The following is a 21,444-nucleotide window of genomic DNA, read 5'->3' on the forward strand; positions in this document are numbered from 1 at the left end:
TGAAAACGAGTACGGCGCGGTCACACGAAACAAGTGGATTCCACGAAGTGGGGGTTCTTCAGCGGGGTAGAGGAGGAGAGTAGACGGTCGTAGAGATCCGCCGACCGCGGCTAGGACCACGACGTTTACCGCGACCAGGTCCGCGACCGTGGCATTGTGCCCGCGATCGCCCTCAGAATAGGTCTCAAAATACAGGGACACCCGGTGCCGGCGTTGGGTGTCCCTGATTTTTTCGTTTCATTCGTTTCAGCTGAGAATCGGCGGCACTGGATTCTCCGGATCATCAAGCCAAACGGTCTCGCCGTCTGCCGTGACCGTGAGCCCGAACCGATCGAATCCCGGCCGGCCGTTCTCCTCCCACCATCGGTAGGCGGTCTCCACTTCGTCCCAGAGCTGCCGAGGACCGGACTGGTAGACCTCGAATTCCTCTCGATCCTTTTCGTAGTCCGCTGTGGCCCACGACGTTACGGCCGTGTCTCGCAGCCACAACGTGTATGAGCCGTCGTCGTAGGACTCCATCCATGGGAACGCTTCGGCAACTTGCAATCCGATAGCGAACATGATGTGCCAGTAACCTACGTCATCTGGTGACAGGGCAGTGACGGACTTGATGCCATTGGCGGGCCACGGCTTGCCGTTCAGGTAATCGCGGACGTGCTTGCGTTCCGTGCGCTGGGCGCGGAGTCGCATGAATGCCGATGAGCCAAGAAATCCGCCAGACGCTGTACCGTCTCCGTCGACTGTGAGTCGCACGATTGCTTCGCCGCCGTACGTGGGTCCCCATGGCGCCACGATCACACCACCGGGTTTTGTCTGCTCGACCCATGCGTAAGGCACCCTGCCGATCGAGCATGTGGCAATCAACCGGTCGTACGGTGCCTCTTGCACGTATCCGTTCGCCCCGTCGCCGACAACGGCCAGGGGAACGAATCCAGCGTCTTGCAGACGACTGCGTGCGTCCTTCGCGTTGGCTTCGTCTACCTCGACCGTGACCACGTTCTCGGGGCCGACCCGGTGGGACAGTAGTGCGGCATTCCACCCTGTCCCTGTACCGATCTCCAAGACCCGATGCCCTTCCCTGACATTCAGGGAATCGAGCATCGAAAAGACCATGGTCGGCATCGAGTTGGAGCAAGAAGGAATCTTCCCTTTGCCGGGACCGGTATACGAACCGTCATCCCACTGGGTAGTTATGGGAGCGTCTGTGTAAACGGCCTCCCACCATGCGCGGGGTTCCTCGGATCGAATGACTCGGTTCTTCTGGCGGTTGCCGCCAGCGCTCCCCGGCCAGATCATCTCGGGCACGAACAGGTGTCTCGGCGCGCGCCTGAACGCGGGCAGCCAATCAGACGCCAGTGCGCCTGTCTCCATCAGCGTGGAGGCCAGCCGCTCTGGGCCAGCCTCCACTACGTCGTGCTCGGTCATCTAACGGCCGTCCGCCGGTCCCTGGCCGTCGTTGGTGTTCCCGCCCTCATCCGATCCGCCACCCCCGTGCTTGTTCCCGCTGTCGCTGTCATCTTGCGGATTGCCACCGGTCGCCATGGTCATCCACCACATGCTCATGCTGCCTCCTCGTTCGCTGCATCGTTGAGCCGTTCCGCCGTCTGCGGAACGGAGACTGCCCGCCTCTGCCGGGCCTCTCCTGCCGTGGGGGAACGCGAGCCAGGTCCCGCCCGACAGAGGCGGAGTTCACGGGGTGCGCGGTCGGTGTGCTCCCTTGGCCACGCCTCCGCCCGGCGGTACCGGGTCGGGATTGGGCGGAGCGGGAGGTGTCGCGGCTGTGCTCATGCTGTCGCCCCTCGTTCGGTCGTGGCAGCCACGCTACGAACGAGCCACGGTGAGGCTCCATGAACTTCTACGAAATTGCACGCGAGTTAGCCGAGGGCTTCGATCGCCTGAGTGATCAGAGCCCGTGCAGGGGCCCCGTAGACGGCCACTTGAGAGAGCCGGTCGAAGGCTTTCGCGTACTGCTCGATCTCTGACGGGGCGGTGACGTTCACAGCGGCCGTCAATAGTTCGACCTGGGCTTGTTCGGCGTCGTAGAGGCTGAAGGTTTCCAGTGGCCACATGGAGCGCGCAGCGGTGAACGGGACGACTCCCAGCGAGACCGCCGGGAGGGACATGATCGAGAGCAGATGGCCGAGTTGCCCGGCCATGACTTCGGCGTCGCCGATCCGGTGCCGCAGGACGGCTTCCTCGACGAGGATCGCGAAGCGGTGGTCACCCTCACGCAGCACTCGCGCGCGGTCCATGCGGGCCGTCACGGCTTCTGGGACGTCGTTGGGGGCCTGTCGGAAGTCCGTGATCTGGGAGAGCAACGCCGTGGCGTACGTGGGAGTCTGGAGCAAACCGGGCACCACGTTGGAGCAGTAGATCCGGAAAGTACGTGTCCGTTCGAAGAGAGGTACGTACGACTCCTGCAGCCGTCGCAGTCCCGTGCGCTGAAGCCGTCGCCAGTCGACGTACATGGACTCGGCGGAGCGAGAAGCGGCGATCAAGTCGGCTGAGTGGTCGTCGGCTCCACAGATCTGGCACCAGGTGCGAATGTCGGTGTCCGACGGGGGCGTGACAGCGTTCTCCAGGCGGCTTGCCTTGGAGGGGTGCCAGCCAGCCTGTATCGCCACCTCGCGGGCCGTCAGGCCGGCGTCCAGGCGGATCTCCCTAAGGCGTGCCGCAAGCGCCTCGCGGGCCGCCTGGGCGCTGGATGATCGGGAACGGGCCATTGCTGCTGTGAGGTCTCAGGTCCTGTAGCGGTCGTGTGGAATGGCTCGGTCCCAGACCGCTTCGAACGCCGAGGCGCAGAGCTTGACCACGTCGGGGCGGTCGTCTACCTCGTCGCCGAGGTAGACGCCCTCACCCGAGAAGTAGCCGAACCTCACGAGCCGATCGTCGAACACCCAGAAGTCATTTCCCGGCAGAGCAAGGTCCGAGGCGTTCCTGCGGGGAAGCCAACGGATCTGCTCCCCAGCGGCGACGTTCGTAAAGGTGCCGTCGTACAGGTAGCGCGTGTACTCGCTGACGGGCTCCGAGACGATTCGGGCCCGGCGAATGACGACTCCACAGGAGACTGCGTACGACACCATGTCGAGCCAGGGACGCCACCAGGAAGCGGGGTCGTCCGGGTCGGGCCGGTACCCGGACTTCCATGCGGCTACGGGTGGGGCCTCGTCGGGGTCGTCGTAGGCGTCGCGCATCTCAAGGTGCACGGCGGATCGCTGGCAGTTCGGCAGCAGCTCACCGAACGGCGGGGCCGTCTGCGGCATCGCAAGCCTCCCTGATGGCGGCAGCCATGCGCATGGGCAGCCGTACGACGGTCTCACTCTCGGGGATGGGGCCGGTCCTCAGGCACTCAGCGGGCGTGGCGTCGTCCACCGTCCAACCCTGCGACACGATCTCTCGCTTCTCCTCGTCGCCCCAGGCCGTGGGGCAGTTCGCCCCGTCGGTGTTCGGGTCCTTGGCCATGAACCGTAGCGACACAGCAGCCACCTGGGCGAAGTGGGTTGCACGGACTTCTACGCAATGACCCTCGCGACGTGCGCATGAGTGCGTCAAGGGTGCGAATCTGGCCATGGATGGCGGTGAAGAATCGGTGGCCGCAACGGTCAACACTGAGCCAGCACAGGGGCAGTCCGCGACCGCGGCATGGCGCCCGCGATCGCCCGCCGTAGGGCCCGGCACGGCTTGGGTTAGCCGTTGTAAGGCACCGTAGGGCCACTCGCTTCTTGGCAGTGTCGTGATTCCGCAGCCCGCCTCAAGGGCGCTTCCTTCGGGCGCGTCGCCTGCGGCGATCGGCCTGCGGCCGACCCTTGACCCGGGCCGCGGAATCACTGGGGGAGAAGCGAGCGAGCGGCCCGGAAAAGTGGGTGGCCCAGTCGGGGGCGAGGTGAGGTCGGCTGGGTTGTCGGGCGGGAGTGGCAAGGCGCGGTCTCGCCTCGCTAGCACGCCGGGTTTGTTTAGCGGCTTGTGGCCTGGGGGTGGTTCGGGGTGTGCGCAACCGATGGGGTACTACGCGCCGTGGCAGGACTCGTATGTCTTGCCTGAGCTGCACCAGCACGCGCTCCCCTTCTGGGGTGGCCAGGCCACCGCCAAGCCCCGCGCCGCCAGCGTCGTCGCGTATTGCGGGAGCAGGGTTGTGTCGTCGGGGGACGAGCCCTCCGATGCTGCGAAGGCCTCGTAGGACGGGACTGTGCCGGTGACGATGCCCAGGTTGGGGGTGCCTGAGGTGGCGAGTTCGCGGAGGGAGGACTCTATGGTTGCCAAGTGGTCCTCGTGGGAGGGGTATTCGGCGGTCAGGCCCGGGTACGCCTCCAGGAGTTCGGTGAGTTCGAGGGCCGGCCAGTGGAGGACCGCTACCGGGAAGGGGCGCGACAACGCCTCTCGGTAGGCGTTCAGTTCGGCTCGTAGGCGGGTGATCTCCGCCTGGAGTTCCGCGGGGTTGTCCGAGCCCAGGGACCAGACGCGCTTCGGGTCGTGCAGTTCGTCCAGGGAGATCGAGGACGAGTGGAGGGTGTCCGCCAGGGCGTCCCACTCGTCGTGGGTCGCGCCCAGCATGCGGCGGACCCTGTGGCGGCCGAAGAGGAGGGGGCGCGTCGCGTACGGGGGTTCCTGGACGTCTGTCAGGAGGAGGGTCACGGCTTCCGTGAACGTGTCGTGGGACGACTCCAGCTCGTCGTGGGACTCCAGGGCCTCCGCCACGATCACCCAGGGGGCCGGGTCTCGCGGGGCGGCTGAGCGGACTCCGTCGATGATCGCCCTTGCTTCCGCCTCGTGGCCGTACTCCCAGAGGTTCGCGGCCTTGAGGGCTCGTACGAGGTGGGGGTTCTCCAGGGGGGTGGAGGACGAGAGCAGGCGGTCGTAGAGGGCCGTGGCCGCGGGGCGGTCGCCGGAGAGTTCGCGGTGGGCGGCGGCCTGGACGAGGAGGTGTTCGGCGTCCTCGGGGTAGAGGTCCGCGGTCCGCTCCAGGCGGGCCGCCTCGGCGGGGTGGTCGACGTTCTCGGCAGGAGTGTCGGGGCGCATGGCGACACCGTACTGCCCAGGGGAGGGATAGGGCCTGTGGTCTGCGCCGCTTCCCTGCGGTGGGTGCCGGGGCGTGCCCGGGGGCGCGGGTTCGTCCCCACCGCGCCCCCGGGGTATGAGGAGGGAGGCCACGCCCCGAGGTCGTCCTCGGGCGGCCTGTGCTCGGCCAGATCGCCCGGCCTGTGCTCGGCCAGATCGCCCGGCTTGCCCTCGGCCACATCGTCCGGCTTGCCCTCGGCTAGATCGTCACCCCGTCTATCTGCAGCGTCTGTACCGCCCCGGCCGCGAACGACACCGCCACCGACTTGCCGTTCAGGTACGTGTCCGAGTACGCCGTGTAACGGTCGCTGCCGCCCGAGGTGTGGGTGTTCCAGCGGGGGACCAGGCCGCCCGTACCGCCCGTCACCGTCGTGAAGCCCGAGAGGTCGAAGGTGAAGGTCTGGGCGGAGGAGGCGGTGTTGATCGCCACGATCACCAGGCGCTTCGCCGTCGCGTCGTACGCTGCCGCCGTGTAGCTGGAGCCCGCGTCCAGGATCGTCATGCCCGGGCGGATGTGGCGGCTGAACTGCGCCATCACGTAGTACTTGGTCTGGACGGTCGTCGGCTGGAGCGTGCTCGCGTCGTACGCGATCATCGCCCAGCCCGTCGTCGGGTCCATCACCTGCCAGTAGCACCAGGCCGTGGGGTGCAGCCAGCGGAAGTCGTAGCAGAGGTTCCGGGCGAGGGTCCAACCCGTGCCGTCGCTGTCGCCCGTTTCCGAGTTCCAGAGTTTCTTGCCGGAGGTCGATACGACGTCCGTGTACAGCAAGTCTCTCCGGCCGCCCGCTCCCTGGTAGCCGTGGACGTTCACCTGGCTTACGAGGGATTTGGTCGTGGAGTTGAAGGACGCCCAGGTCGAGCGGGCCGTGTCGTAGTTCGTCTCGTCCGAGGCCGAGATACGGACGGAGGTCAGGCCTCGGCTGTCCAACTCGCTGCGCATGTACGGGAGTACGGCCGCCTGGACCGCCGGGTCCATATGGCAGCCCTCCTGGGTGCCGGTCGCGGTCCACCAGGAGGAGGCCGGCTCGTTGAAGGGGTCGACCGTCGCGAAGTTCACACCCCAGTTGTTCTTGGCGTAGAGGGCCACCGCCGCGAGGTGGGAAGCGTGTTGGCGGTAGTTCCAGGACTGGAGGTTGTTGCCGCCGTCCGCCGCGCCCGAGGGGTTGTGGTTCAGACACATCCACCACATGGGGGAGTTGGCGAAGAGTTCCGTGGTCGCGCCTCGGGCGACCGCCTTGCTGAGGGCCGCGCGCTGGTTCGCGTCCGCCGTCCAGTCCCAGGCCGAGGAGGTGGGGTCCTCGTTGTTCCAGTCCTGCCAGAAGCCTTCTATTTGTTTGAACGCGGGGATGTTCGCCGATTCGACCATCGACTCGCCGTTCACCGCGTTCCAACTGCACGCGCCCAGGTTGTAGCGGGCGATGTTCATGCCGAGGCCGGGGAGCGCCGTGCCGTTGTACGTCGTCGTCTTCGTGGTGAACCACAGGTCGGCGAAGTCGTCCCGCGCGCCGAAGACGTTCGCCCACCAGGCGAGCGAGGTGCCCCAGCCCTCCCAGGTGCCGTACGTCGTGGACGGGGTGATCGCGATCGTCGCGTCGGCGTGGGCGGTGCCCGTGCCCAGCGCCGTGCCCGCCAGCGCGCCGCCGGCCGCCGCCAGCAGGGCTCTTCGGCCGAACGCCGGGGAGCGGTCCTTCGGGGACTCAGGGGAGGGGGAGGGAGAGGAGGGGGACGGGGACGGGGATGGGGACTGTGATGCGGTCATGTCAGCTCCGGGGGAGGCGGGTGCCGAGGAACGCCGGGCAGGGGACTTGGACGGCCGTGGGGTGGGGGCCCGTGGGGAGCGGTCGTCTTTCGGAAGGGTCAGGTGTGAACCGTGGGGTTGTCGAGAGTTCTGACAGCGCTTTCTTCGATTTCTTTCAAGGGTTGTGAGAAGGGGAGGAGGAAGGGGCATACCTGGCCGGGCCCGCCGGGACGGGGGTCGGCCGCGCAGGCGTGAGAGCATGTGTGCGAATGGGTGCGGCCGACGGTCGGAGACCAGGTGCGGCCGACGACCTGAGACCGGGTCCGGCCGATGGCCTGATATCGGGTGCGGTCGACGGCCTGTGAATGGGGGCGAGCGGCACGGCTCGGAGCAGCGGTCCGACGAACGGTCGGGAGAGGAAGGAGGCGGCATGATCCGGAGTTGGGGCGGTCCACGGCCCGTCGCCGTGCTTCTGCTGCTGCTCTTCCAGGTCGCCGTCCTCGACACCGGCACCCTCGCCGCCGCCGTCGCCTTCGCGGCCACCGCCACCGCCGCGGCCGGCTCCGCGTTCGTGGCCTGTGCCGTCATCGCCTCGCGCTGCGCTCCCGTCGTACCGCCGACCCGGGTGCGTACGGCGATACGGGACCGTGAGCGCCGTACCGCCTTCCTGTCGCAACGGGACCCCGACGCACGCGGTCGTACGCGTCCCCGGGCGCCCGGGCGTGCCCTCCTGACGGTCACCGCGTAGGGCGGCCGGGGCCGGCCCCTCGGGGCTGCCGCCGCCGTGCGGGCCGTCGCGCCGAAAGTTCCGAGCGTTCCGAAAGTTCCGAGCGCTCCGACGTTCCGAAGTCTGACTTTCCCGGCACGACGAGACCCCTGGAGGGCTCACCCATGTCCGTATTCGCCGACCTTGTCGCGCGCCTCGCCGAACTGCTCGAACCGCTGTTCAGCGCCTCCGCGACGGCCGCCGCGATCGTTCTGTTCACCGCGTTCGTACGACTGCTCGTGCACCCCTTGTCCCGGGCGGCGGCCCGGGGGCAGCGGGCGCGGGCGGCGTTGCAGCCGCAGATCGCCGAGCTGCGCGAGAAGCACGGCAAGGACGCCGAGAAGCTGCAGAAGGCGGTGCTGGAACTGCACCGGGAGGAGAAGGTGTCGCCGCTCTCCGGGTGTCTGCCGAGTCTGTGCCAGCTGCCGGCGTTCTTCCTCCTCTACCACCTGTTCTCGAACAAGGAGATCGGCGGGGAGGCCAACGCCCTGCTCACACACAAGCTGTTCGCCGCGCCGCTCGGCGACCGCTGGTTCGACGCGCTCGGTGCGGGCGGGGTGTTCGGGGCGCAGGGGCTGGTGTACGTCGGGTTGTTCGTGATCGTCATCGGGGTCGCGAGCTTCAACTACCGGCGTACGAAGTTGATGATGGCCGCCAGTCCGGCCGGTGCGCCGATCGCCCTCGGGGACGAGCAGGTGCCGGGGATGGCGGCGAGCATGGCGACCGTCGGCAAGATCATGCCGTTCATGTCGTTCCTGACGCTGATGACCGTGGCGGTGGTACCGCTGGCGGCGGCCCTGTATGTGGTGACGAGTACGACGTGGAGTGCGGTGGAGCGGGCGTTCCTGTATCCGATCACTCCGGCGGAGCCTTTGGCCGCGCCCGCTCCGGCCAAGTAGCCCGGCGCCGTTGCCGCCGTGGGTCAGCGATCGGCAGTGCCTGGGGGTACGACCCAGCGGGTGGGTTGCCCCGTGATGGCGGCGATGGCGTCGTAGTCGCCGTCGTAGTGCAGCACAGTGAGGCGGTTGGGCTCGGCCGTGGCGGCGATCAGTAGGTCGGCCATGGACAACGAGCGATGGAAGCCGCGGGCGAGCGCCTCACGCTGCACTGCGAGGGCCCGGTCCCACACGTCGTCCGGAGTGGGGAGGAGGGCGAAGCCGTAGAGCAGGAGGCGGGTCCGCTCACCATCGGCCTTGTTCCGGGCGCTGTAGACCATCTCCCACTCGACCGGGGCACAGATCGACAGAAGGCCCCGGTCGTCCAGATCGCTCAGTACAGCGGCTACGGCAGGCTGGTTCCATCGGCTGAGGGCGGACTTGTCGACGAGGAACCGGTCGCTCACGCGGCAGCTCCACCTGAGTCCGGAGCGGCTTCCGAGCTCTCGATGCCGTCGAAGTCCTTGGGGCCGGTCGTGGCCACGATTTCGCTGAAGTCGAGTTCACCGCTCTTGACCGCCTCTGCGAACTCCCGGCGCAGATGACGCTTGACGGCGTCCTCCATCGCCATGCGGACTGCCTTGGCCTTTATCGTCGTTCCGTAGATGCGCATGGCTTCCGCGACGATCCGGTCGTCCAGGTCGATGACGGTGCGGGACATGTCAAGTCCTTTCGCCGAGTGCGGGTAACGTTACGATGATATCGCTTCGTGGCTATCGAACGGTATCGAACTCCTCTGGACGGTTACGTACGGTGGTGTCGCGGTCGCGCTGAACTACCGTCCCGGAAGTTGCGGCAGTCATGGCAGCCTCACCGCCACTCCCTCGGCCGCCGACCTCCGCGCCGCCTCCAGGACCTCCAGCGCTGCCGCCGCCTCATGGGCCGTCACCGGGTTCTCGCCGGTGCCGTGCAGGGCGGCGGAGACGGCCGCGTAGTACGCGGGGTAGTCGCCGGGGAGGGTCGGGACCGGGCGGCCCGCGCCTGTCAGCGGGGACTCTCCCGCGCCGATACGGCCCCACGACGACTCGGGCTCCTGGCCCCACGGGGAACCGGCGGCGGGACGTTCGCCCTCGCGCAGGGCCGCCTCCTGCGGGTCCAGGCCGTACTTCACATAGCCCGCCTCGGAGCCCAGCACCCGGAAACGCGGGCCGAGTTGGGGTGTGACGGCGGACATGTAGAGGTGGGTGCGGACGCCGTTCGCGTGGGTCAGCGCGATGAACGTGTCGTCGTCCGCCTCGGCGCCGGGGCGGCGGGTGTCCGACTCGGCGTACACGAGGGTGGCCGGGCCGAAGAGGGTCAGGGCCTGGTCGACGACATGGCTGCCCAGGTCGTAGAGGAGACCGCCGATCTCCGCCGGGTCGCCGGACTCACGCCAGCCGCCCTTCAGTTGCGGCCGCCAGCGCTCGAAACGGGACTCGAAGCGACGGACCTCGCCCAGTTCGCCCTTGGCGAGCAGATCGCTCAGCGTCAGGAAGTCGTTGTCCCAGCGGCGGTTCTGGAAGACGGAGAGGAGGAGGCCGCGCGACGCGGCGAGGTCCGCGAGGGCGCGCGCCTCGGCCGCCGTGCCGGCGATCGGCTTGTCGACCACCACCGCGAGGCCCGCCTCCAGGGCGGCCGTCGCCAGCGGTACGTGCGTCTTGTTGGGGGACGCCACCACGACCAGGTCCAGTTCGTCCGTACGGGACCACAGCTCGTCGGCGGTGCCCGCGAGCCGTACGTCCGGGAACTCGGCGCGGGCCTGCGCCTGCCGCTCCGGGTTGGAGGTGACGACCGTGTCGAGGGCCAGGCCCTCCGTCGCGGCGATCAGGGGGGCGTGGAAGACCGAGCCCGCGAGGCCGTAACCGACCAGGGCGACGCGGAGGGGAGCGGAGGGCGCGTGGCTGCCCGCGGGGGTACCTGTCATGCCGACCACTTAAGCAACGCTGTTGCCAAAGTGCAAGGGTGGAGGACAATGGGGGAGTGAACGGCAACGGCAACGGCAGCGGGGACGAGAGCGGCGGCGCCCGCGAGAACGGGTACGAGCGCGGCTACGAGTACGGGGACCGGCTTGGCCACGGCAACCGGGGCGAGGGCGGTCACGAGAACGGCAGTGAGAACGGTCCTGGGAACGGCGGCGAGCGCGGTCTCGACAACGGAGCCGAGCGCGGCCTCGGGAACGGGGTCGAGCGCGGCCTCGGGAATGGGGTCGAGCGCGGGGGTCGGCGTGGTACCGGGGTGTCCGGGGTGAATCTGCTCGCGCTGCGCAGTCACAACGGGGCGCTGGTGCTGGATCTGCTGCGCACCGCCGGGCCCGCCGGGATAAGCCGGCTCGAACTGGCCGAGCGTACGGGGCTCACTCCACAGGCCGTCAGCAAGATCACCGCGCGGTTGCGGGCGGACGGGTTGCTGACCGAGGCGGGGCAGCGCGCCTCCACCGGGGGGAAGCCGCGGACCGTACTGCGGCTCGTGCCCGACGCCGGGCACGCGGTGGGGCTCCATCTGGACCGGGACGAACTGATCGCCGTGCTGTGCGATCTGACCGGGGCCGTGGTCGCCGAGCGGCGGGCGGCGTTGTCGCTGGGGGCCGGGTCGGACGCCGTGGTCGAGGGGGCGGCGCGGGAGGTGGGGGCGCTGCTGGCGAGCGCGGGGTCCGGTGCCGGCGCCGGTGCGGATGTGGGTGGGGGCGGGGCGTTGCCCGGGCTCACCGTGCTCGGTGTCGGGGTGGCGTTGCCCGGGCCTCTCGATCATCTGCACGGTGTGCTGCATCGGGTCACCGGGTTTCCCGAGTACGAGGGGTTTCCGCTGCGGGCCGCGCTGGCCCGGCGGCTGGGGATGCCGGTCGTCGTGGACAAGGACACCAACGCGGCCGCCCTCGGGCTGGCGGCGGGCGAGAGCGCGGAGGCGGGCGCCGGGGCGCACGGGTCGTTCGCCTACCTCCATCTCGGTACGGGGCTGGGGGCCGGGCTCGTCATCGGGGGCAACGTGCACCGGGGTGCCCGTACCCGGGCGGGGGAGTTCGGGCATCAAGTGGTGCAACTGGACGGGCCGTTGTGCGGGTGCGGCAACCGGGGATGCATCGAGGCGTTGTGCCTCGCGGCGGTGGGCCGGGGGGATCTGGAGGAGGCCGCCCGTGTGCTCGGGGCGGGGGCCGCGAACCTTGTGGGATTGCTCGACATCGAACTCGTACTGCTCGGGGGGCGGACCATCGAGGCTCGGCCCGATGTGTTCGTACACGGGGTGGGGGCCGTGCTGGACGAGTGGGCTCGGCGGCAGGGGGAGGAGCCGGCTGTGCCGGTGAGGGTTGCCTCCGGCGGTTTGGCGGGGGTTGCGGTGGGGGCGGCGCAGTTGTTGCTTGCGCCGTTGTTCGGGAGGGCGGATGGGTGAGGGTAGCTTTTGGGTGCCTGTTCGCCGTGGGGGAGTTGGTTCGTTGGCGGGTGCGGGTGCGTCGTGGCTGGTCGCGCCCACGCGGCGGAGCCGCACATCCAGCAGAGCCCCGCGCCCCTTTTTTCGGGCCTTCGGCCCTCAATATGGTCCGCTGGCCTCGCCCGGCGTCTGAAAGTGCCCTCTCGTTGCGCTGAATGAGGGGACCTGTCGGGGCCTTCCGAGGGGTCCCCGGCGTGGCGGGTCGTGTGGTGCCCTGCCGTCGGCAGGGTTATGTGTTTATGCGACTGATTGCTTGTTTTGCCCTCGTGGTTGTTTCGACGGGTGGCCTTGTTGGCGGTCCAGTGCCCGCGTTCGCCGCAAGCGACGAACGGCCCGGCTGTCTCGGTGCCGACAGCGCTGAGTTTCCGATTCGTACGCGTATCCGGGGCGGTCCCGACACCTATGTCGCCGGCGGCGGATTCCACACCTGGTCGTTGGAGCTGACCAACACCACCACCCGGCGCTGTGCCCGTATCCACCCGGTGGTCGTGCTCGTCGACGGGGCGCGGACGCTGAAGCGGACCCAGCCGCAGCTGGAGTTCTACGAGCACGCCGACTCGACCACCTCCCGGCCCGTCACCTTCGAGCAGACCGACTCGGACGAACTCGTGGGCGTACTGGACGAGGAGGGCCGTGGCTTCACCGTGCCGCCCGGCCGGACCCTCACCGTCAAGGTCCGCCTCTCCATCACCTCCGACGCCGCCGTCCCCAACGACATCGTCGCCAGCGCGGCCATCGTCGAGCGGCACGGCGACGACAGCGAGTGGGTGGGGGAGTCCGATGACTACCGCTTCCGGATCGTGGACGAGGACGACCCCGGCCGTACGGAGGAGTCCGGCCACGAGGACGACCCCGGCCGTACGGAGGAGCCCGGCCCCAGGGAAGAGCCCGGCCCCTCGGAGGAGGAAGGGGAAGGGCGAGGCGAAAGGGGAGAGGAAGGGGTGAGGCAGGAGACGGAGGCTCCTGTGGGGAGCGGGGAGGGAAGTGGGCGGGACGGGGGGAGTGAGGGGCGGGCAGACGAGCGGTCGGACGGTCTGGAGTTGGCCGGGACGGGGGCCGAGGGGCTTCGCGCTTACGGGGCCGGGGTGTTGCTCCTCTCCGCCGGGGGGCTGCTGGTGGCCGTCGGCTGGAGGAGGAGCCGGGGCGGTGGGGCCGCCGAGTGAGGCACCGGTGGACCGCCCTGACGGGCCCCCTGCGGACAGCCTTGGCGTACGGCCTTGCGTACGGCCCCGGTGGACGTCCCGGCGTACGGCCCCGGTGGCGGTCTCAGCCGCCAAGATCGGGGTCCCTCTTTCGAACACGTCTCACTAGGGTTGGGGGCGAACCCGGACGTACGGCAGGAGATCGCACATGGCAGAGCGCAAGCCCATCGAGTCGTGGCTCACCGACATGGACGGTGTGCTCATCCACGAGGGCGTGCCGATCCCCGGCGCCGACGCCTTCATAAAGAAGCTGCGGGAGTCCGGCCGCCCCTTCCTGGTCCTCACCAACAACTCCATCTACACCCCGCGCGACCTCCACGCCCGCCTCTCCCGCATGGGCCTGGACGTCCCCGTCGAGAACATCTGGACCTCCGCCCTCGCCACCGCGCAGTTCCTCGACGACCAGCGGCCCGGCGGCACCGCGTACGTCATCGGCGAGGCCGGGCTCACCACCGCCCTGCACGACATCGGATACGTCCTCACCGACCACGAGCCGGACTATGTCGTCCTCGGCGAGACCCGCACACCCAAAACATATTTTGCCCTGACCTGCGGTTTGTCGCCCTCCGTGAGAGGTAGACCTACAGTCAGCTACCAATCAGAGAAGGCCCTCCCAACATACCGGGAGGGCCTTCTCTGTGTCTGCTGAAAGATCGTCACACCTGGTCGACGAGATCCGCGATCGAGTCCACGACGTGTGAGGGCCGGAACGGGTACCGCGCAATGTCGGCGTCGGTCGTCAGTCCGGTGCGGACGAGGAACGTCGTCATGCCAGCCTCAAGGCCCGCGAGTACGTCCGTGTCCATCCGGTCACCGATCATGGCCGAGGTCTCCGAGTGGGCGCCGATCGCGTTCAGCCCGGCCCGCATCATCAGCGGGTTCGGCTTCCCCACGAAGTACGGGTCCTTCCCCGTGGCTTTCGTGATCAAGGCGGCGACCGAGCCCGTGGCGGGCAAGGCGCCCTCGGGTGAGGGGCCGGTGTTGTCGGGGTTGGTGGCGATGAACCGCGAGCCGTTGTTGATCAATCGGATGGCCTTGGTGAGCGCCTCGAAGCTGTACTGCCTCGTTTCGCCGAGTACGACGAATTCGGGGTCCTGGTCAGTCAGGACGTACCCGACATCATGCAGGGCCGTGGTCAGGCCCGCCTCGCCGATCACGTACGCCGTGCCGCTGGGCCGCTGGTCGTCCATGAACTTCGCGGTGGCGAGGGCCGAGGTCCAGATGTTCTCCGCCGGCACTTGCAGGCCCATGCGGGAGAGCCGGGCCGCCAGGTCTCGGGGCGTGTAGATCGAGTTGTTGGTGAGCACCAGGAACGGCTTGCCGGAGTCGCGGAGCTTCTTCAGGAAGGCGTCGGCGCCTGGGATCGGTACGCCTTCGTGGATGAGCACGCCGTCCATGTCGGTCAGCCAGGATTCGATCGGCTTGCGCTCTGCCATAGGGGTGTTTCTCCTGCCGGACGCGTTGGACGAGGCGGCTTGCGCTCGTCGTAGACATTACCGCCGGCACGTGTTCGATTCCGATGTGGTCGGATGTGTCCGATATTCGGATGCCCGTCCCCGGATACCGGCTAGTCAAAACGTGACCATGCTCACCGTATCCGGTCCAAAGTTCAAGGTTTGCACCGCAAAACGATCTTCTGGGGCGTGATTGGATTCACCGGAAGAACACATTCCGGTTGGGGGAGGTTCACCAATGGGCCGTCATGCGCTGTCGCCAAGCGACGAGAAGATCAGCACTCATCCCATCGGGAAAATCCTCGCGCTACCGGCCAAAGGCGAACCGAGCCGGAAGACCGCCATCACGAGTTACGCGCTCCTCGTGGGAGGCGTCTTCAGCACTCTGACCTGGGCCACGTTGAACGAGGACCCAGCGCCGATCCGAGCCGCCAAGCCTCAAGGTGTCCGGGAAGACGACGCCTACACGGACACTCCCGATCCCGGCTACCAGCCGACGTACCTCGACGGCGGAGGCGGCATCGCAGGCGTCCCGCTCACCGACGAGCAGCGCAAGGCGCTGATCGCCGAGGCCCGCCGTCGCGGTCTCTCGGTCTCGGAGGCTTATGCGCTCGCGTACGGCGATGGGGTGCGGCTCCGTATCGCCAAGGACGGCAAGGTGCAGGTTGACACCAGCGAGGTGAAGGTGCCGGACGGTCCGGTCTACATACGGGCCGTGCAGCCCTCGACCACCTCGAAGGTCGAACAGGTACGTCTCGCCGAGGAGAAGGTCGAGGGGACCACCAACGCCGGCGGCAGGAGCCAGGCCAAGCCAATGGCCAAGGAGAAGGACGAGAAGCCCGCCAAGGCCCAGGAGAAGCCCGCCCAGGGCAAGGGCAAGCAAGGCAAGGGCAAGGGCAAAGCAGCCGACGACGGGTACTACGACTCCTCGGGTGACAACTACTACGAGGAGGAGGAGAAGGAGAAGGACTCGGGCATCAAGTCCGTGCTCCCTCCCGCGCTGGATTCGCTCGTCGACTCGGCTAGCGAGGTGACCAAGTTCCTGAACCAGGCGGCGCCCGGACAGGTGTCGGTCGTCGGACCGGTCGAACAGCGCGGTCACGTCATGATGATGATGTCCGCGCCGCTCGCCGAAGACCTGACCGTGAAGACGGTCATCTCCGCCCCGCTCAACGCCGAGGCGGACGTGAAGCCGGTCGTGGCCACGGTCGCCATCGATACCAGCACGGGCGAGGTCGTCGCCAAGGAGAAGGAGAAGTGCGAGCACGTCGGCGAGGTGCCCACGGTCGCAATCGAGCAGGTCGTCGATGTCGTCCTCGAAGCCCGCAAGGAGATGGGCCCGGAGGTCCCCATCGTCGCCGCGGAGGCGGTCGAAACCCCCGATGCGCCTGCCGAGGATGAGCAGGCGCCCGAAGTCGTCGGCCTCGCAACTCCCGTCCGGGAAGAGGACGCTGTTGCGACCGTCAGCCCCGTCTTGGCTGCCCGTCCGGAGGAAGTCGAGCCGACCTCGACAGTGGAGAGCTAACTCACGGGTCCACCCTTTCGAGGCCCGCAACTGCCCAACGGCGCGGGCTATTTCCCCTAGACTCTGGAGTCTCTCCGCACCACTGTCGCGAGACCTCTCGATGGTGGTGCGGAATTCACTCGACTCCGAGAATTGGATGGACCAACATGGCCCAGGTCACTCGGCAAGGCGTCCGGCACATCAAGAATCCCACGGCCCCAAGGATGCCGATTTCTCTACGCCCAGCAGAGATGCCGAGAGACGGCCTGGAAGACGACGCCATGATCAAGGGTGTCAGGTACGACGGAACGCCCTTTGTGGGACTTGACGTCGAGGCGGCAGAGGCCGAGGGGTGCGTGTTCGAGAGTTCTCGTTTCACTGGATCACGCCTGGTCAGAAGCCAGTTGAGTGACTCACAGTTCAGTACCTGCGACTTCGCCGAGGTGGTCGCACAAGACGTGTCTCTAATCCGGTGCACTGTCAGCGGGAGCCGTATGACGGGTTCGTCATGGAAATCTGGCACGTTCCGAGACGTGCGGTTCGAGGGGTGCGTCGGTGCCCCCGCGATGCTTCGACACATGAAGCTCTACAGCGTCGTATTCAGTGACTGCAAGCTCGCTGGTCTTGATCTCCAGTCGGCCGAGATGCACAACGTGAAATTCGAGAAGTGCGACATGACCGGGGCGCAATTCGCCAACGTGAAATGCGGTGTTGTGCGGTTCGAGAATTGCACGCTCATTGACGTGGGCGGTGCGGCCAGCCTTAAGGGCGCAACAGTGCAGGGCCCAGGGTCGATGGAGCTGGCCCTGAGCCTTGCACGCGAAGCGGGAATCCAGTTCGAGCCGTAGGCCCGCGTCAGGCGGCCACGGTCGGCTTGTGGCCCGCGTACTCCGGACTGGAGATCGCGCGGGCCACCTGCGTGAAGTCGAGGGTCGCGGCCCAGTCGCACATCCCGTCGAGCAGCATCTGCCCGTAGGGGGTGAAGTGCTCCCGCTGGGTGCGCATGTCTGCGCAGGCGTCACGGAGCGAGGCCCCGTACTTCTCGACGAGGTCACCTGTGCCGCGAACGTGCTGCATGTACATGAGGGGGACCGCCACGACGGCAGCGTGGAAGGCGGCGTGCAGCGGGCGCTTCTGGCCGATCTTGACGGCGGAGAGTGCGCGGTACTCGTCCTTCTCCAGCTCTCGGGCTGACAGGTTGAACATGGGCTCGACCATGTCCAGGACGAAGAGGCCCGTGTGCAGACCCTCGTGCACGAGGCACTCCGCGTATTCGGGTACGTCCCAGTGGTCGCCAGGGCTCATGACCACCAGGCCGGGCAGCTTGTTGGCGCTGCCTCCGCCGTCCTGCCCGGAGTTGAGGACCACGACATCGGTGACCAGCAGATCGACCAGGCTTCCCAGGTCGCCGTTCAGGTCGTGGATGTGCTGTACGGCCTGGTTGACCTTCGAGTCCCAGTCTTCCCGCGTCGGGCCGTCCGAAGGTGTGGCGGGGCCGACGATGTGGGCGAAGATGCCCTCCTGGCGGCAGTGTTCGGCCCAGGCGCCGTCTTCGTACGAGATGGTGAACCGCTCGGCCTCCGCCGGCATGGGGCGGAGCTGCGAGATGGCGCCCCGAAAGGCGGCCGGGACGCTGTCAGCGCCGTCCGGGTACTCGCCGGTCAGGGCGTGGACCAGGCGAGCCGTCGTCTCGTAGGCGTGTCCGATGTTCAGGAAAAGCACGGGGATCGCTCCTTCAGTGATGACCGGCCGTGCGCCCGGAACGGAAGCCCCGCTCCGGGCGCACTCGTTGCGTCAGCGCGTCGCGGCGCCGGAGGGGTGGACTAGTTGGTCCAGCCGCCCATCATGCAGACGTTGTCCGCCTCCTGGGAGCGCCGCACCCGCGCCTGGATGACGGTCGGCAGGCCCTTCGGGTCGTCCTTGACGGCGATCACGAGGTCGGTCAGGACGGTGCGGGACATGGCCGCCGTCTCGGCCTGGGCGATCTGAGCAGGACTCATGATGCTCTCCCTTGCTTGACGAGTGGTGCTCTGCACTTGCTGACCCACCCCTGGCCCGGCTTGTGACGTCCAAGGTCGGGGGTGGGCGTTGGACCCTGCCCATCCGTACGGGGGACGACGGATGGGCAGGGAGCTATGAGGCGGGGCGTGCGTCGAACTGGTGTGTGTAGGCGTTGACGTAACGCTGTGACCAGTCACAGCAGCCCGCACAGGCGAAACCAGGGGCGGTTATGCCGTTCACCGTGATCGGGCCTATGAAGACCACGAGCTGATCTGCTCTACGGCAGAGCCAGCAGATTCCCGGCAACCACCTTCGGCCAGTCACGGCTTGGGCTCCACGAGCGCATAGTCCTCGAAGGTCCGCTTGTACCGCTTGTGGCCGGTCGCGGCGGTGTGCTCGGCTATCCAGTCGTTCGCGGCCTCGTCATCGCCCAGCACCTCGGACTCGGCCCCGCACTCCTCTTCGTCTCCGGAGACGCAGCGCGCCTTATAGGTGACTTCTCCTTGAGGATCTCGGGTGGTCGTGTAGTTCACGAACCGCAGGAGTGCCCTCACGATGTGGCGCTTCCGTGCATCTCGTACGCCGCAAGCAGGGCCTTGGTGAAAATGGCCGAGTCGTGCATGTAGTTGAACGCCTCGTGGGCCTGCGCGCGTCTCGACGGCCGGTTGCCCATCGCCAAGTGCCTGTCCACCAGGCGCAGGAGTTTCAAGGTGTCCTGGTTCTCGTCCTCACCGAGGCACTGACTCCGGAGCAGGTTCAAGTGTCCGATCAGCTCGTCGGTTCTGGCGTCGATGTCCTCGCGCCTCGACGTGCTGAGGGCCATGTCCCCAACCAGAGCGACGGTCGCAGAGATCGTCTCCACGTCGGTGGGCAAGCTGCTGACCTCGGCCTCTGTGATTGCACGTTCATCAGTCACGCTCGCCACCACGCTTCTCCCCTCAATGCCGCCTGTGCGGGTTGGGTCTGAGGACGAACGTAGAGCGGGCGGAGCCCAAGTCCCAAGCAGATTGCGCGAGTTTGCAGCAAGCTGATTGACGGCCTCGAACGGGCTCGCGACCATCAGTGTGTCGCGCAATCCGGCGCAAGACAGCGGACGGGAGAGCAGCCATGCAGCTAACGTTCTTGGGGAAGAACTCCACCCCCGGAGACAGTCCCACCCTGTACGCCAGTGACCAGGACAGCTACGTCATCCAAGGCTGGAAGGTGTACGCGAACGACTTGCTCATGCAGCTCGAAGTGCCGGCGGGGCAGACCGTCATCGAGGTGCCGGCCGAATTGTTCGAGCACCTGACCAAGGATGGCCAGGCGTCCGGCGAGATCAAGAAGTTCGACGCCCCGATCATGCTCGTCACCGAACAGGGAACATGCGTCCTGCAAGGCCCGGAGATGCACGACGCCGAAGCCTTGAGCCAGATGCGCATGCCCGACTATGAGACCTGCATCGAGGTCCCCAAGTCCTCGATCACGGCCCTACTGGAGGAAGACAGTGGACCTGATCACTCCCGCACAGCGTGACGAGCTGTTCAACCAGTTCGAACGCGATGCCTTCCATTTGGAGCTGAGGGACGACTACGGGTCGCCCATCGAGGACACTCCGTACGCCCGATGGAAGAGGGGCGAGCCCGACGACCTCTCCTGGCTCGACGAGTGGAAGGCGCTCATGAAGCGCGTCACGGGCGAGGGCAAGACGGTGCGTCGCGTCCGAGTGATCACCGAGCCGCACAGCCAGTACGTCACCTGGGAGCACTCGCTCACGGATCTCAACATCGAGGTCGGCGAGGACATCCGGTGGCTGCCGCGACACATGCTCCCCGAGGGCGTCACGTTCCCCCTGCAAGGGAACGACTGGTGGCTGTACGACGATCGCCTTCTCGCCGTGGGCCACTTCGACGCTGAGGGGCGCGTACTCGGGTCGGAGATCGTCGAAGACCCCGACACCGTGGCCGAGTGCATCCGTCTGCGCGACCTGCTCTGGGCCGTCGCCATCCCGCACGCCGAGTACAAGCCCTGACCCTTCAGTGAGCAACCAAGCACAAGAAGCACGAGAGGCGCTGGGTGCCCGGCTTCGCGGATTCCGCAAGGATGCGGGGTTCGAGAGCGGCCGGGCATTCGCGCTGGCTACCGGGTGGGCGGAGTCCAAGGTTTCCCGGATCGAGAACGGGAAGCAGAACGCGAGCGAGCAGGACATCCGTACCTGGTGCGGCACGACCCACCACGAAGACCAGGTGGACGACCTGATCGCCACAGTGCGTCATATCGACGAGCTGTGGCTTGAGTGGCGCCGGCAACTGGCGACCGGCGCGGAGAAGAGGCAGAAGGCAGCCCTGCCCGTCTACTCGAAGACCAAGGTCTTCCGGATCTGGCACCCCACTCTCATCTGGGGGACGCTCCAGACTGCCGAGTACGCGGCCGAGACCTTCATGCAGGTCCGCGACTACTACGAGATCCCCGACGACACGGAAGCCGCCACGGCCAAGCGGCTAGAACGTCAGCAGTACCTGTACCAGGGCGACCGGATCTTCAACGTGCTGCTCGCCGAGCAAGCGCTGTACACCAACTTCGGCGGAGCAGAGGTAATGAAGGGACAACTCGACCGCCTGTTGGCGGTGATGCGGCTCGCTCGCCTGAGCCTGGGCATCGTCCCGCGGTCTGCCCCCATGCGCATCTGGCCTGGCAATTCCTTCTCGATGTTCGATGACAAGCTCGTCCTCGTCGAGACGTACTCGGCCGAGTTCTCAGTCACGCAACCGCGTGAGATCGAGCTGTACGCCAAGGCGTTCGCCCTCTTGCAGCAATCGGCGGTCTACGGGGCCGCTGTTCGAGACCTCATATTTGCCGCTATTCAGCACTTTGATCGAATGCCGACCGACTAGGAGAAGATGACCGTGGAACCGAACTGGCGGACCAGCTCTTACACGAAGTCTGATAGCTGCGTCGAGGTCGCCGACAACGACCCGGAGAAGGTCATGGTCCGAGACACGAAGGACCGCGACGGCGGAACCCTGACCTTCCCGCCGTCATCCTGGACGGCCTTCGTGGAGTTCGCGCCGGAGGTCAGGCTGCCGGGGTGAGGACGACGAGCAGCGGGCCAGCGGCCTTGCTCCACTGACGCCCTGCCCGCATAGCGTCGTACCCCTCGGTCGCGATGCCCTTGACGAGGGGCGCGATAAACGTCGTGCGGAAGTGCTCCTGCGCCTCACTGGACATGCCGCTCGCGGCGACCGCTGCGCCTACGCGATCCCGGAGGGTCCTGCCCGCCTCGCCGTAGCCGAACCCGGTCCATTCGTCCGCGTGCTCGCCAGCCATCGCCCATGTCATCTTGAACGTCATGCACGCATCCTACCTGCGGAAACGCCAGAAAGGCCCCCGAAATCGGGGGCCAACTGG

26 protein-coding genes and 1 pseudogene are annotated in these 21,444 nt (G+C 67.3%); 11 read left to right on the plus strand and 16 right to left on the minus strand.

Annotation, left to right across the window (positions count from 1 at the left end; all coding sequences use genetic code 11):
* Positions 1-246 precede the first annotated feature (246 nt).
* The 7 genes from ACWD4G_RS03480 to ACWD4G_RS03510 all read right to left on the minus strand — a co-directional run bounded on the left by ACWD4G_RS03480 (position 247) and on the right by ACWD4G_RS03510 (position 6,814).
* A complete protein-coding gene (locus ACWD4G_RS03480; RefSeq protein ID WP_451290492.1) occupies positions 247-1,425 on the minus strand; it encodes a methyltransferase domain-containing protein in 1,179 nt (392 codons plus the stop codon).
* The gene (locus ACWD4G_RS03485) at positions 1,426-1,563 is read right to left on the minus strand and encodes a hypothetical protein (RefSeq protein ID WP_451290494.1); all 138 of its coding nucleotides are present in this window, start codon (positions 1,561-1,563) and stop codon (positions 1,426-1,428) included.
* Positions 1,564-1,874: 311 nt separating this feature from the next.
* Complete coding sequence (locus ACWD4G_RS03490) at positions 1,875-2,723, minus strand: helix-turn-helix domain-containing protein (RefSeq protein ID WP_451290496.1); 849 nt, start codon at positions 2,721-2,723, stop codon at positions 1,875-1,877.
* A gap of 15 nt (positions 2,724-2,738) precedes the next feature.
* Positions 2,739-3,263 (minus strand): DUF6879 family protein, encoded by a 525-nt coding sequence (locus ACWD4G_RS03495; protein ID WP_451290497.1) that lies wholly within the window; start codon positions 3,261-3,263, stop codon positions 2,739-2,741.
* Positions 3,235-3,477: a hypothetical protein gene (locus tag ACWD4G_RS03500; protein ID WP_451290499.1), complete on the minus strand. Its 243-nt coding sequence runs from the start codon at positions 3,475-3,477 to the stop codon at positions 3,235-3,237. Before ACWD4G_RS03500 ends, ACWD4G_RS03495 begins: the two co-directional genes overlap by 29 nt.
* 528 nt (positions 3,478-4,005) lie before the next feature.
* Positions 4,006-5,016: an SEC-C metal-binding domain-containing protein gene (locus tag ACWD4G_RS03505; protein WP_451290500.1), complete on the minus strand. Its 1,011-nt coding sequence runs from the start codon at positions 5,014-5,016 to the stop codon at positions 4,006-4,008.
* Positions 5,017-5,254: 238 nt separating this feature from the next.
* Entirely contained in the window at positions 5,255-6,814 is a 1,560-nt protein-coding gene (locus tag ACWD4G_RS03510; RefSeq protein WP_451290501.1) for a beta-1,6-galactanase, read from the minus strand.
* A gap of 409 nt (positions 6,815-7,223) precedes the next feature.
* On the opposite strand from ACWD4G_RS03510, the gene ACWD4G_RS03515 reads away from it, so the two are divergent.
* Entirely contained in the window at positions 7,224-7,541 is a 318-nt protein-coding gene (locus ACWD4G_RS03515; RefSeq protein ID WP_451290503.1) for a DUF6412 domain-containing protein, read from the plus strand.
* A gap of 143 nt (positions 7,542-7,684) precedes the next feature.
* Positions 7,685-8,458: a YidC/Oxa1 family membrane protein insertase gene (locus ACWD4G_RS03520; protein WP_451290504.1), complete on the plus strand. Its 774-nt coding sequence runs from the start codon at positions 7,685-7,687 to the stop codon at positions 8,456-8,458.
* 23 nt (positions 8,459-8,481) lie between these two features.
* Here ACWD4G_RS03520 and ACWD4G_RS03525 read toward each other — a convergent pair whose 3' ends face one another.
* The 3 genes from ACWD4G_RS03525 to ACWD4G_RS03535 all read right to left on the minus strand — a co-directional run bounded on the left by ACWD4G_RS03525 (position 8,482) and on the right by ACWD4G_RS03535 (position 10,397).
* Entirely contained in the window at positions 8,482-8,901 is a 420-nt protein-coding gene (locus tag ACWD4G_RS03525) for a PIN domain-containing protein (RefSeq protein WP_451290505.1), read from the minus strand.
* Positions 8,898-9,155, minus strand: coding sequence for a type II toxin-antitoxin system VapB family antitoxin (locus tag ACWD4G_RS03530; RefSeq protein WP_451290507.1), 258 nt, complete (start codon positions 9,153-9,155; stop codon positions 8,898-8,900). The genes ACWD4G_RS03525 and ACWD4G_RS03530 overlap by 4 nt, the downstream gene beginning before the upstream one ends.
* A gap of 138 nt (positions 9,156-9,293) precedes the next feature.
* The gene (locus ACWD4G_RS03535; RefSeq protein WP_451290509.1) at positions 9,294-10,397 is read right to left on the minus strand and encodes a Gfo/Idh/MocA family oxidoreductase; all 1,104 of its coding nucleotides are present in this window, start codon (positions 10,395-10,397) and stop codon (positions 9,294-9,296) included.
* Positions 10,398-10,708: 311 nt separating this feature from the next.
* Between ACWD4G_RS03535 and ACWD4G_RS03540 the strand changes: the two genes are divergently transcribed.
* The 3 genes and pseudogenes from ACWD4G_RS03540 to ACWD4G_RS03550 all read left to right on the plus strand — a co-directional run.
* A complete protein-coding gene (locus ACWD4G_RS03540; protein ID WP_451290759.1) occupies positions 10,709-11,857 on the plus strand; it encodes an ROK family protein in 1,149 nt (382 codons plus the stop codon).
* 341 nt (positions 11,858-12,198) lie between these two features.
* Positions 12,199-13,059: a cell wall protein gene (locus ACWD4G_RS03545; RefSeq protein WP_451290510.1), complete on the plus strand. Its 861-nt coding sequence runs from the start codon at positions 12,199-12,201 to the stop codon at positions 13,057-13,059.
* 187 nt (positions 13,060-13,246) lie between these two features.
* Positions 13,247-13,624: pseudogene (locus ACWD4G_RS03550) on the plus strand (TIGR01457 family HAD-type hydrolase); the annotation flags it as partial.
* 130 nt (positions 13,625-13,754) lie between these two features.
* Here ACWD4G_RS03550 and ACWD4G_RS03555 read toward each other — a convergent pair.
* Positions 13,755-14,534 (minus strand): HAD-IIA family hydrolase, encoded by a 780-nt coding sequence (locus tag ACWD4G_RS03555; protein WP_451290511.1) that lies wholly within the window; start codon positions 14,532-14,534, stop codon positions 13,755-13,757.
* A 256-nt stretch (positions 14,535-14,790) separates the two neighbouring features.
* Here ACWD4G_RS03555 and ACWD4G_RS03560 point away from each other — a divergent pair, with 256 nt between their 5' ends.
* Entirely contained in the window at positions 14,791-16,077 is a 1,287-nt protein-coding gene (locus tag ACWD4G_RS03560) for a hypothetical protein (protein ID WP_451290513.1), read from the plus strand.
* A gap of 557 nt (positions 16,078-16,634) precedes the next feature.
* Positions 16,635-16,904 (plus strand): pentapeptide repeat-containing protein, encoded by a 270-nt coding sequence (locus ACWD4G_RS03565; protein ID WP_451290515.1) that lies wholly within the window; start codon positions 16,635-16,637, stop codon positions 16,902-16,904.
* Between the two features lie 7 nt (positions 16,905-16,911).
* Here ACWD4G_RS03565 and ACWD4G_RS03570 read toward each other — a convergent pair whose 3' ends face one another.
* The 4 genes from ACWD4G_RS03570 to ACWD4G_RS03585 all read right to left on the minus strand — a co-directional run bounded on the left by ACWD4G_RS03570 (position 16,912) and on the right by ACWD4G_RS03585 (position 18,973).
* Positions 16,912-17,778: an aKG-HExxH-type peptide beta-hydroxylase gene (locus ACWD4G_RS03570; protein WP_451290517.1), complete on the minus strand. Its 867-nt coding sequence runs from the start codon at positions 17,776-17,778 to the stop codon at positions 16,912-16,914.
* 101 nt (positions 17,779-17,879) lie between these two features.
* Positions 17,880-18,056, minus strand: coding sequence for a hypothetical protein (locus ACWD4G_RS03575; RefSeq protein WP_451290519.1), 177 nt, complete (start codon positions 18,054-18,056; stop codon positions 17,880-17,882).
* 321 nt (positions 18,057-18,377) lie between these two features.
* A complete protein-coding gene (locus ACWD4G_RS03580) occupies positions 18,378-18,611 on the minus strand; it encodes a DUF7848 domain-containing protein (protein WP_451290521.1) in 234 nt (77 codons plus the stop codon).
* Entirely contained in the window at positions 18,608-18,973 is a 366-nt protein-coding gene (locus ACWD4G_RS03585) for a hypothetical protein (protein WP_451290523.1), read from the minus strand. The genes ACWD4G_RS03580 and ACWD4G_RS03585 overlap by 4 nt, the downstream gene beginning before the upstream one ends.
* Positions 18,974-19,164: 191 nt before the next feature.
* Between ACWD4G_RS03585 and ACWD4G_RS03590 the strand changes: the two genes are divergently transcribed.
* The 4 genes from ACWD4G_RS03590 to ACWD4G_RS03605 are packed head-to-tail and all read left to right on the plus strand — an operon-like array spanning position 19,165 to position 21,128.
* Positions 19,165-19,572: a hypothetical protein gene (locus tag ACWD4G_RS03590; RefSeq protein WP_451290524.1), complete on the plus strand. Its 408-nt coding sequence runs from the start codon at positions 19,165-19,167 to the stop codon at positions 19,570-19,572.
* Entirely contained in the window at positions 19,544-20,068 is a 525-nt protein-coding gene (locus ACWD4G_RS03595; RefSeq protein WP_451290526.1) for a DUF6879 family protein, read from the plus strand. The genes ACWD4G_RS03590 and ACWD4G_RS03595 overlap by 29 nt, the downstream gene beginning before the upstream one ends.
* Positions 20,069-20,075: 7 nt before the next feature.
* Positions 20,076-20,930: a helix-turn-helix domain-containing protein gene (locus ACWD4G_RS03600; RefSeq protein ID WP_451290527.1), complete on the plus strand. Its 855-nt coding sequence runs from the start codon at positions 20,076-20,078 to the stop codon at positions 20,928-20,930.
* A gap of 6 nt (positions 20,931-20,936) precedes the next feature.
* Positions 20,937-21,128, plus strand: a complete 192-nt coding sequence (locus ACWD4G_RS03605) for a DUF397 domain-containing protein (protein WP_451290528.1) — start codon at positions 20,937-20,939, stop codon at positions 21,126-21,128.
* On the opposite strand, the gene ACWD4G_RS03610 is transcribed toward ACWD4G_RS03605, so the two are convergent.
* Positions 21,112-21,387 carry a hypothetical protein gene (locus ACWD4G_RS03610; protein ID WP_451290530.1) on the minus strand — a complete coding sequence of 92 codons (276 nt, stop codon included), beginning with the start codon at positions 21,385-21,387 and terminating at the stop codon, positions 21,112-21,114. The genes ACWD4G_RS03605 and ACWD4G_RS03610 overlap by 17 nt on opposite strands.
* Positions 21,388-21,444: the final 57 nt, after the last annotated feature.

The organism is Streptomyces sp. NPDC002643 (genome assembly GCF_053592555.1).

Bases quoted from the DNA above. Each gene is read 5' to 3' on its own strand.
- ACWD4G_RS03480 (WP_451290492.1), bottom strand. From the start codon at position 1,425: ATGACCGAGCACGACGTAGTGGAGGCTGGCCCAGAGCGGCTGGCCTCC.
- ACWD4G_RS03485 (WP_451290494.1), bottom strand. From the start codon at position 1,563: ATGAGCATGTGGTGGATGACCATGGCGACCGGTGGCAATCCGCAAGAT.
- ACWD4G_RS03490 (WP_451290496.1), bottom strand. From the start codon at position 2,723: ATGGCCCGTTCCCGATCATCCAGCGCCCAGGCGGCCCGCGAGGCGCTT.
- ACWD4G_RS03495 (WP_451290497.1), bottom strand. From the start codon at position 3,263: ATGCCGCAGACGGCCCCGCCGTTCGGTGAGCTGCTGCCGAACTGCCAG.
- ACWD4G_RS03505 (WP_451290500.1), bottom strand. From the start codon at position 5,016: ATGCGCCCCGACACTCCTGCCGAGAACGTCGACCACCCCGCCGAGGCG.
- ACWD4G_RS03510 (WP_451290501.1), bottom strand. From the start codon at position 6,814: ATGACCGCATCACAGTCCCCATCCCCGTCCCCGTCCCCCTCCTCTCCC.
- ACWD4G_RS03515 (WP_451290503.1), top strand. From the start codon at position 7,224: ATGATCCGGAGTTGGGGCGGTCCACGGCCCGTCGCCGTGCTTCTGCTG.
- ACWD4G_RS03520 (WP_451290504.1), top strand. From the start codon at position 7,685: ATGTCCGTATTCGCCGACCTTGTCGCGCGCCTCGCCGAACTGCTCGAA.
- ACWD4G_RS03530 (WP_451290507.1), bottom strand. From the start codon at position 9,155: ATGTCCCGCACCGTCATCGACCTGGACGACCGGATCGTCGCGGAAGCC.
- ACWD4G_RS03535 (WP_451290509.1), bottom strand. From the start codon at position 10,397: ATGACAGGTACCCCCGCGGGCAGCCACGCGCCCTCCGCTCCCCTCCGC.
- ACWD4G_RS03555 (WP_451290511.1), bottom strand. From the start codon at position 14,534: ATGGCAGAGCGCAAGCCGATCGAATCCTGGCTGACCGACATGGACGGC.
- ACWD4G_RS03560 (WP_451290513.1), top strand. From the start codon at position 14,791: ATGGGCCGTCATGCGCTGTCGCCAAGCGACGAGAAGATCAGCACTCAT.
- ACWD4G_RS03565 (WP_451290515.1), top strand. From the start codon at position 16,635: ATGAAGCTCTACAGCGTCGTATTCAGTGACTGCAAGCTCGCTGGTCTT.
- ACWD4G_RS03575 (WP_451290519.1), bottom strand. From the start codon at position 18,056: ATGAGTCCTGCTCAGATCGCCCAGGCCGAGACGGCGGCCATGTCCCGC.
- ACWD4G_RS03590 (WP_451290524.1), top strand. From the start codon at position 19,165: ATGCAGCTAACGTTCTTGGGGAAGAACTCCACCCCCGGAGACAGTCCC.
- ACWD4G_RS03605 (WP_451290528.1), top strand. From the start codon at position 20,937: ATGACCGTGGAACCGAACTGGCGGACCAGCTCTTACACGAAGTCTGAT.
- ACWD4G_RS03610 (WP_451290530.1), bottom strand. From the start codon at position 21,387: ATGACGTTCAAGATGACATGGGCGATGGCTGGCGAGCACGCGGACGAA.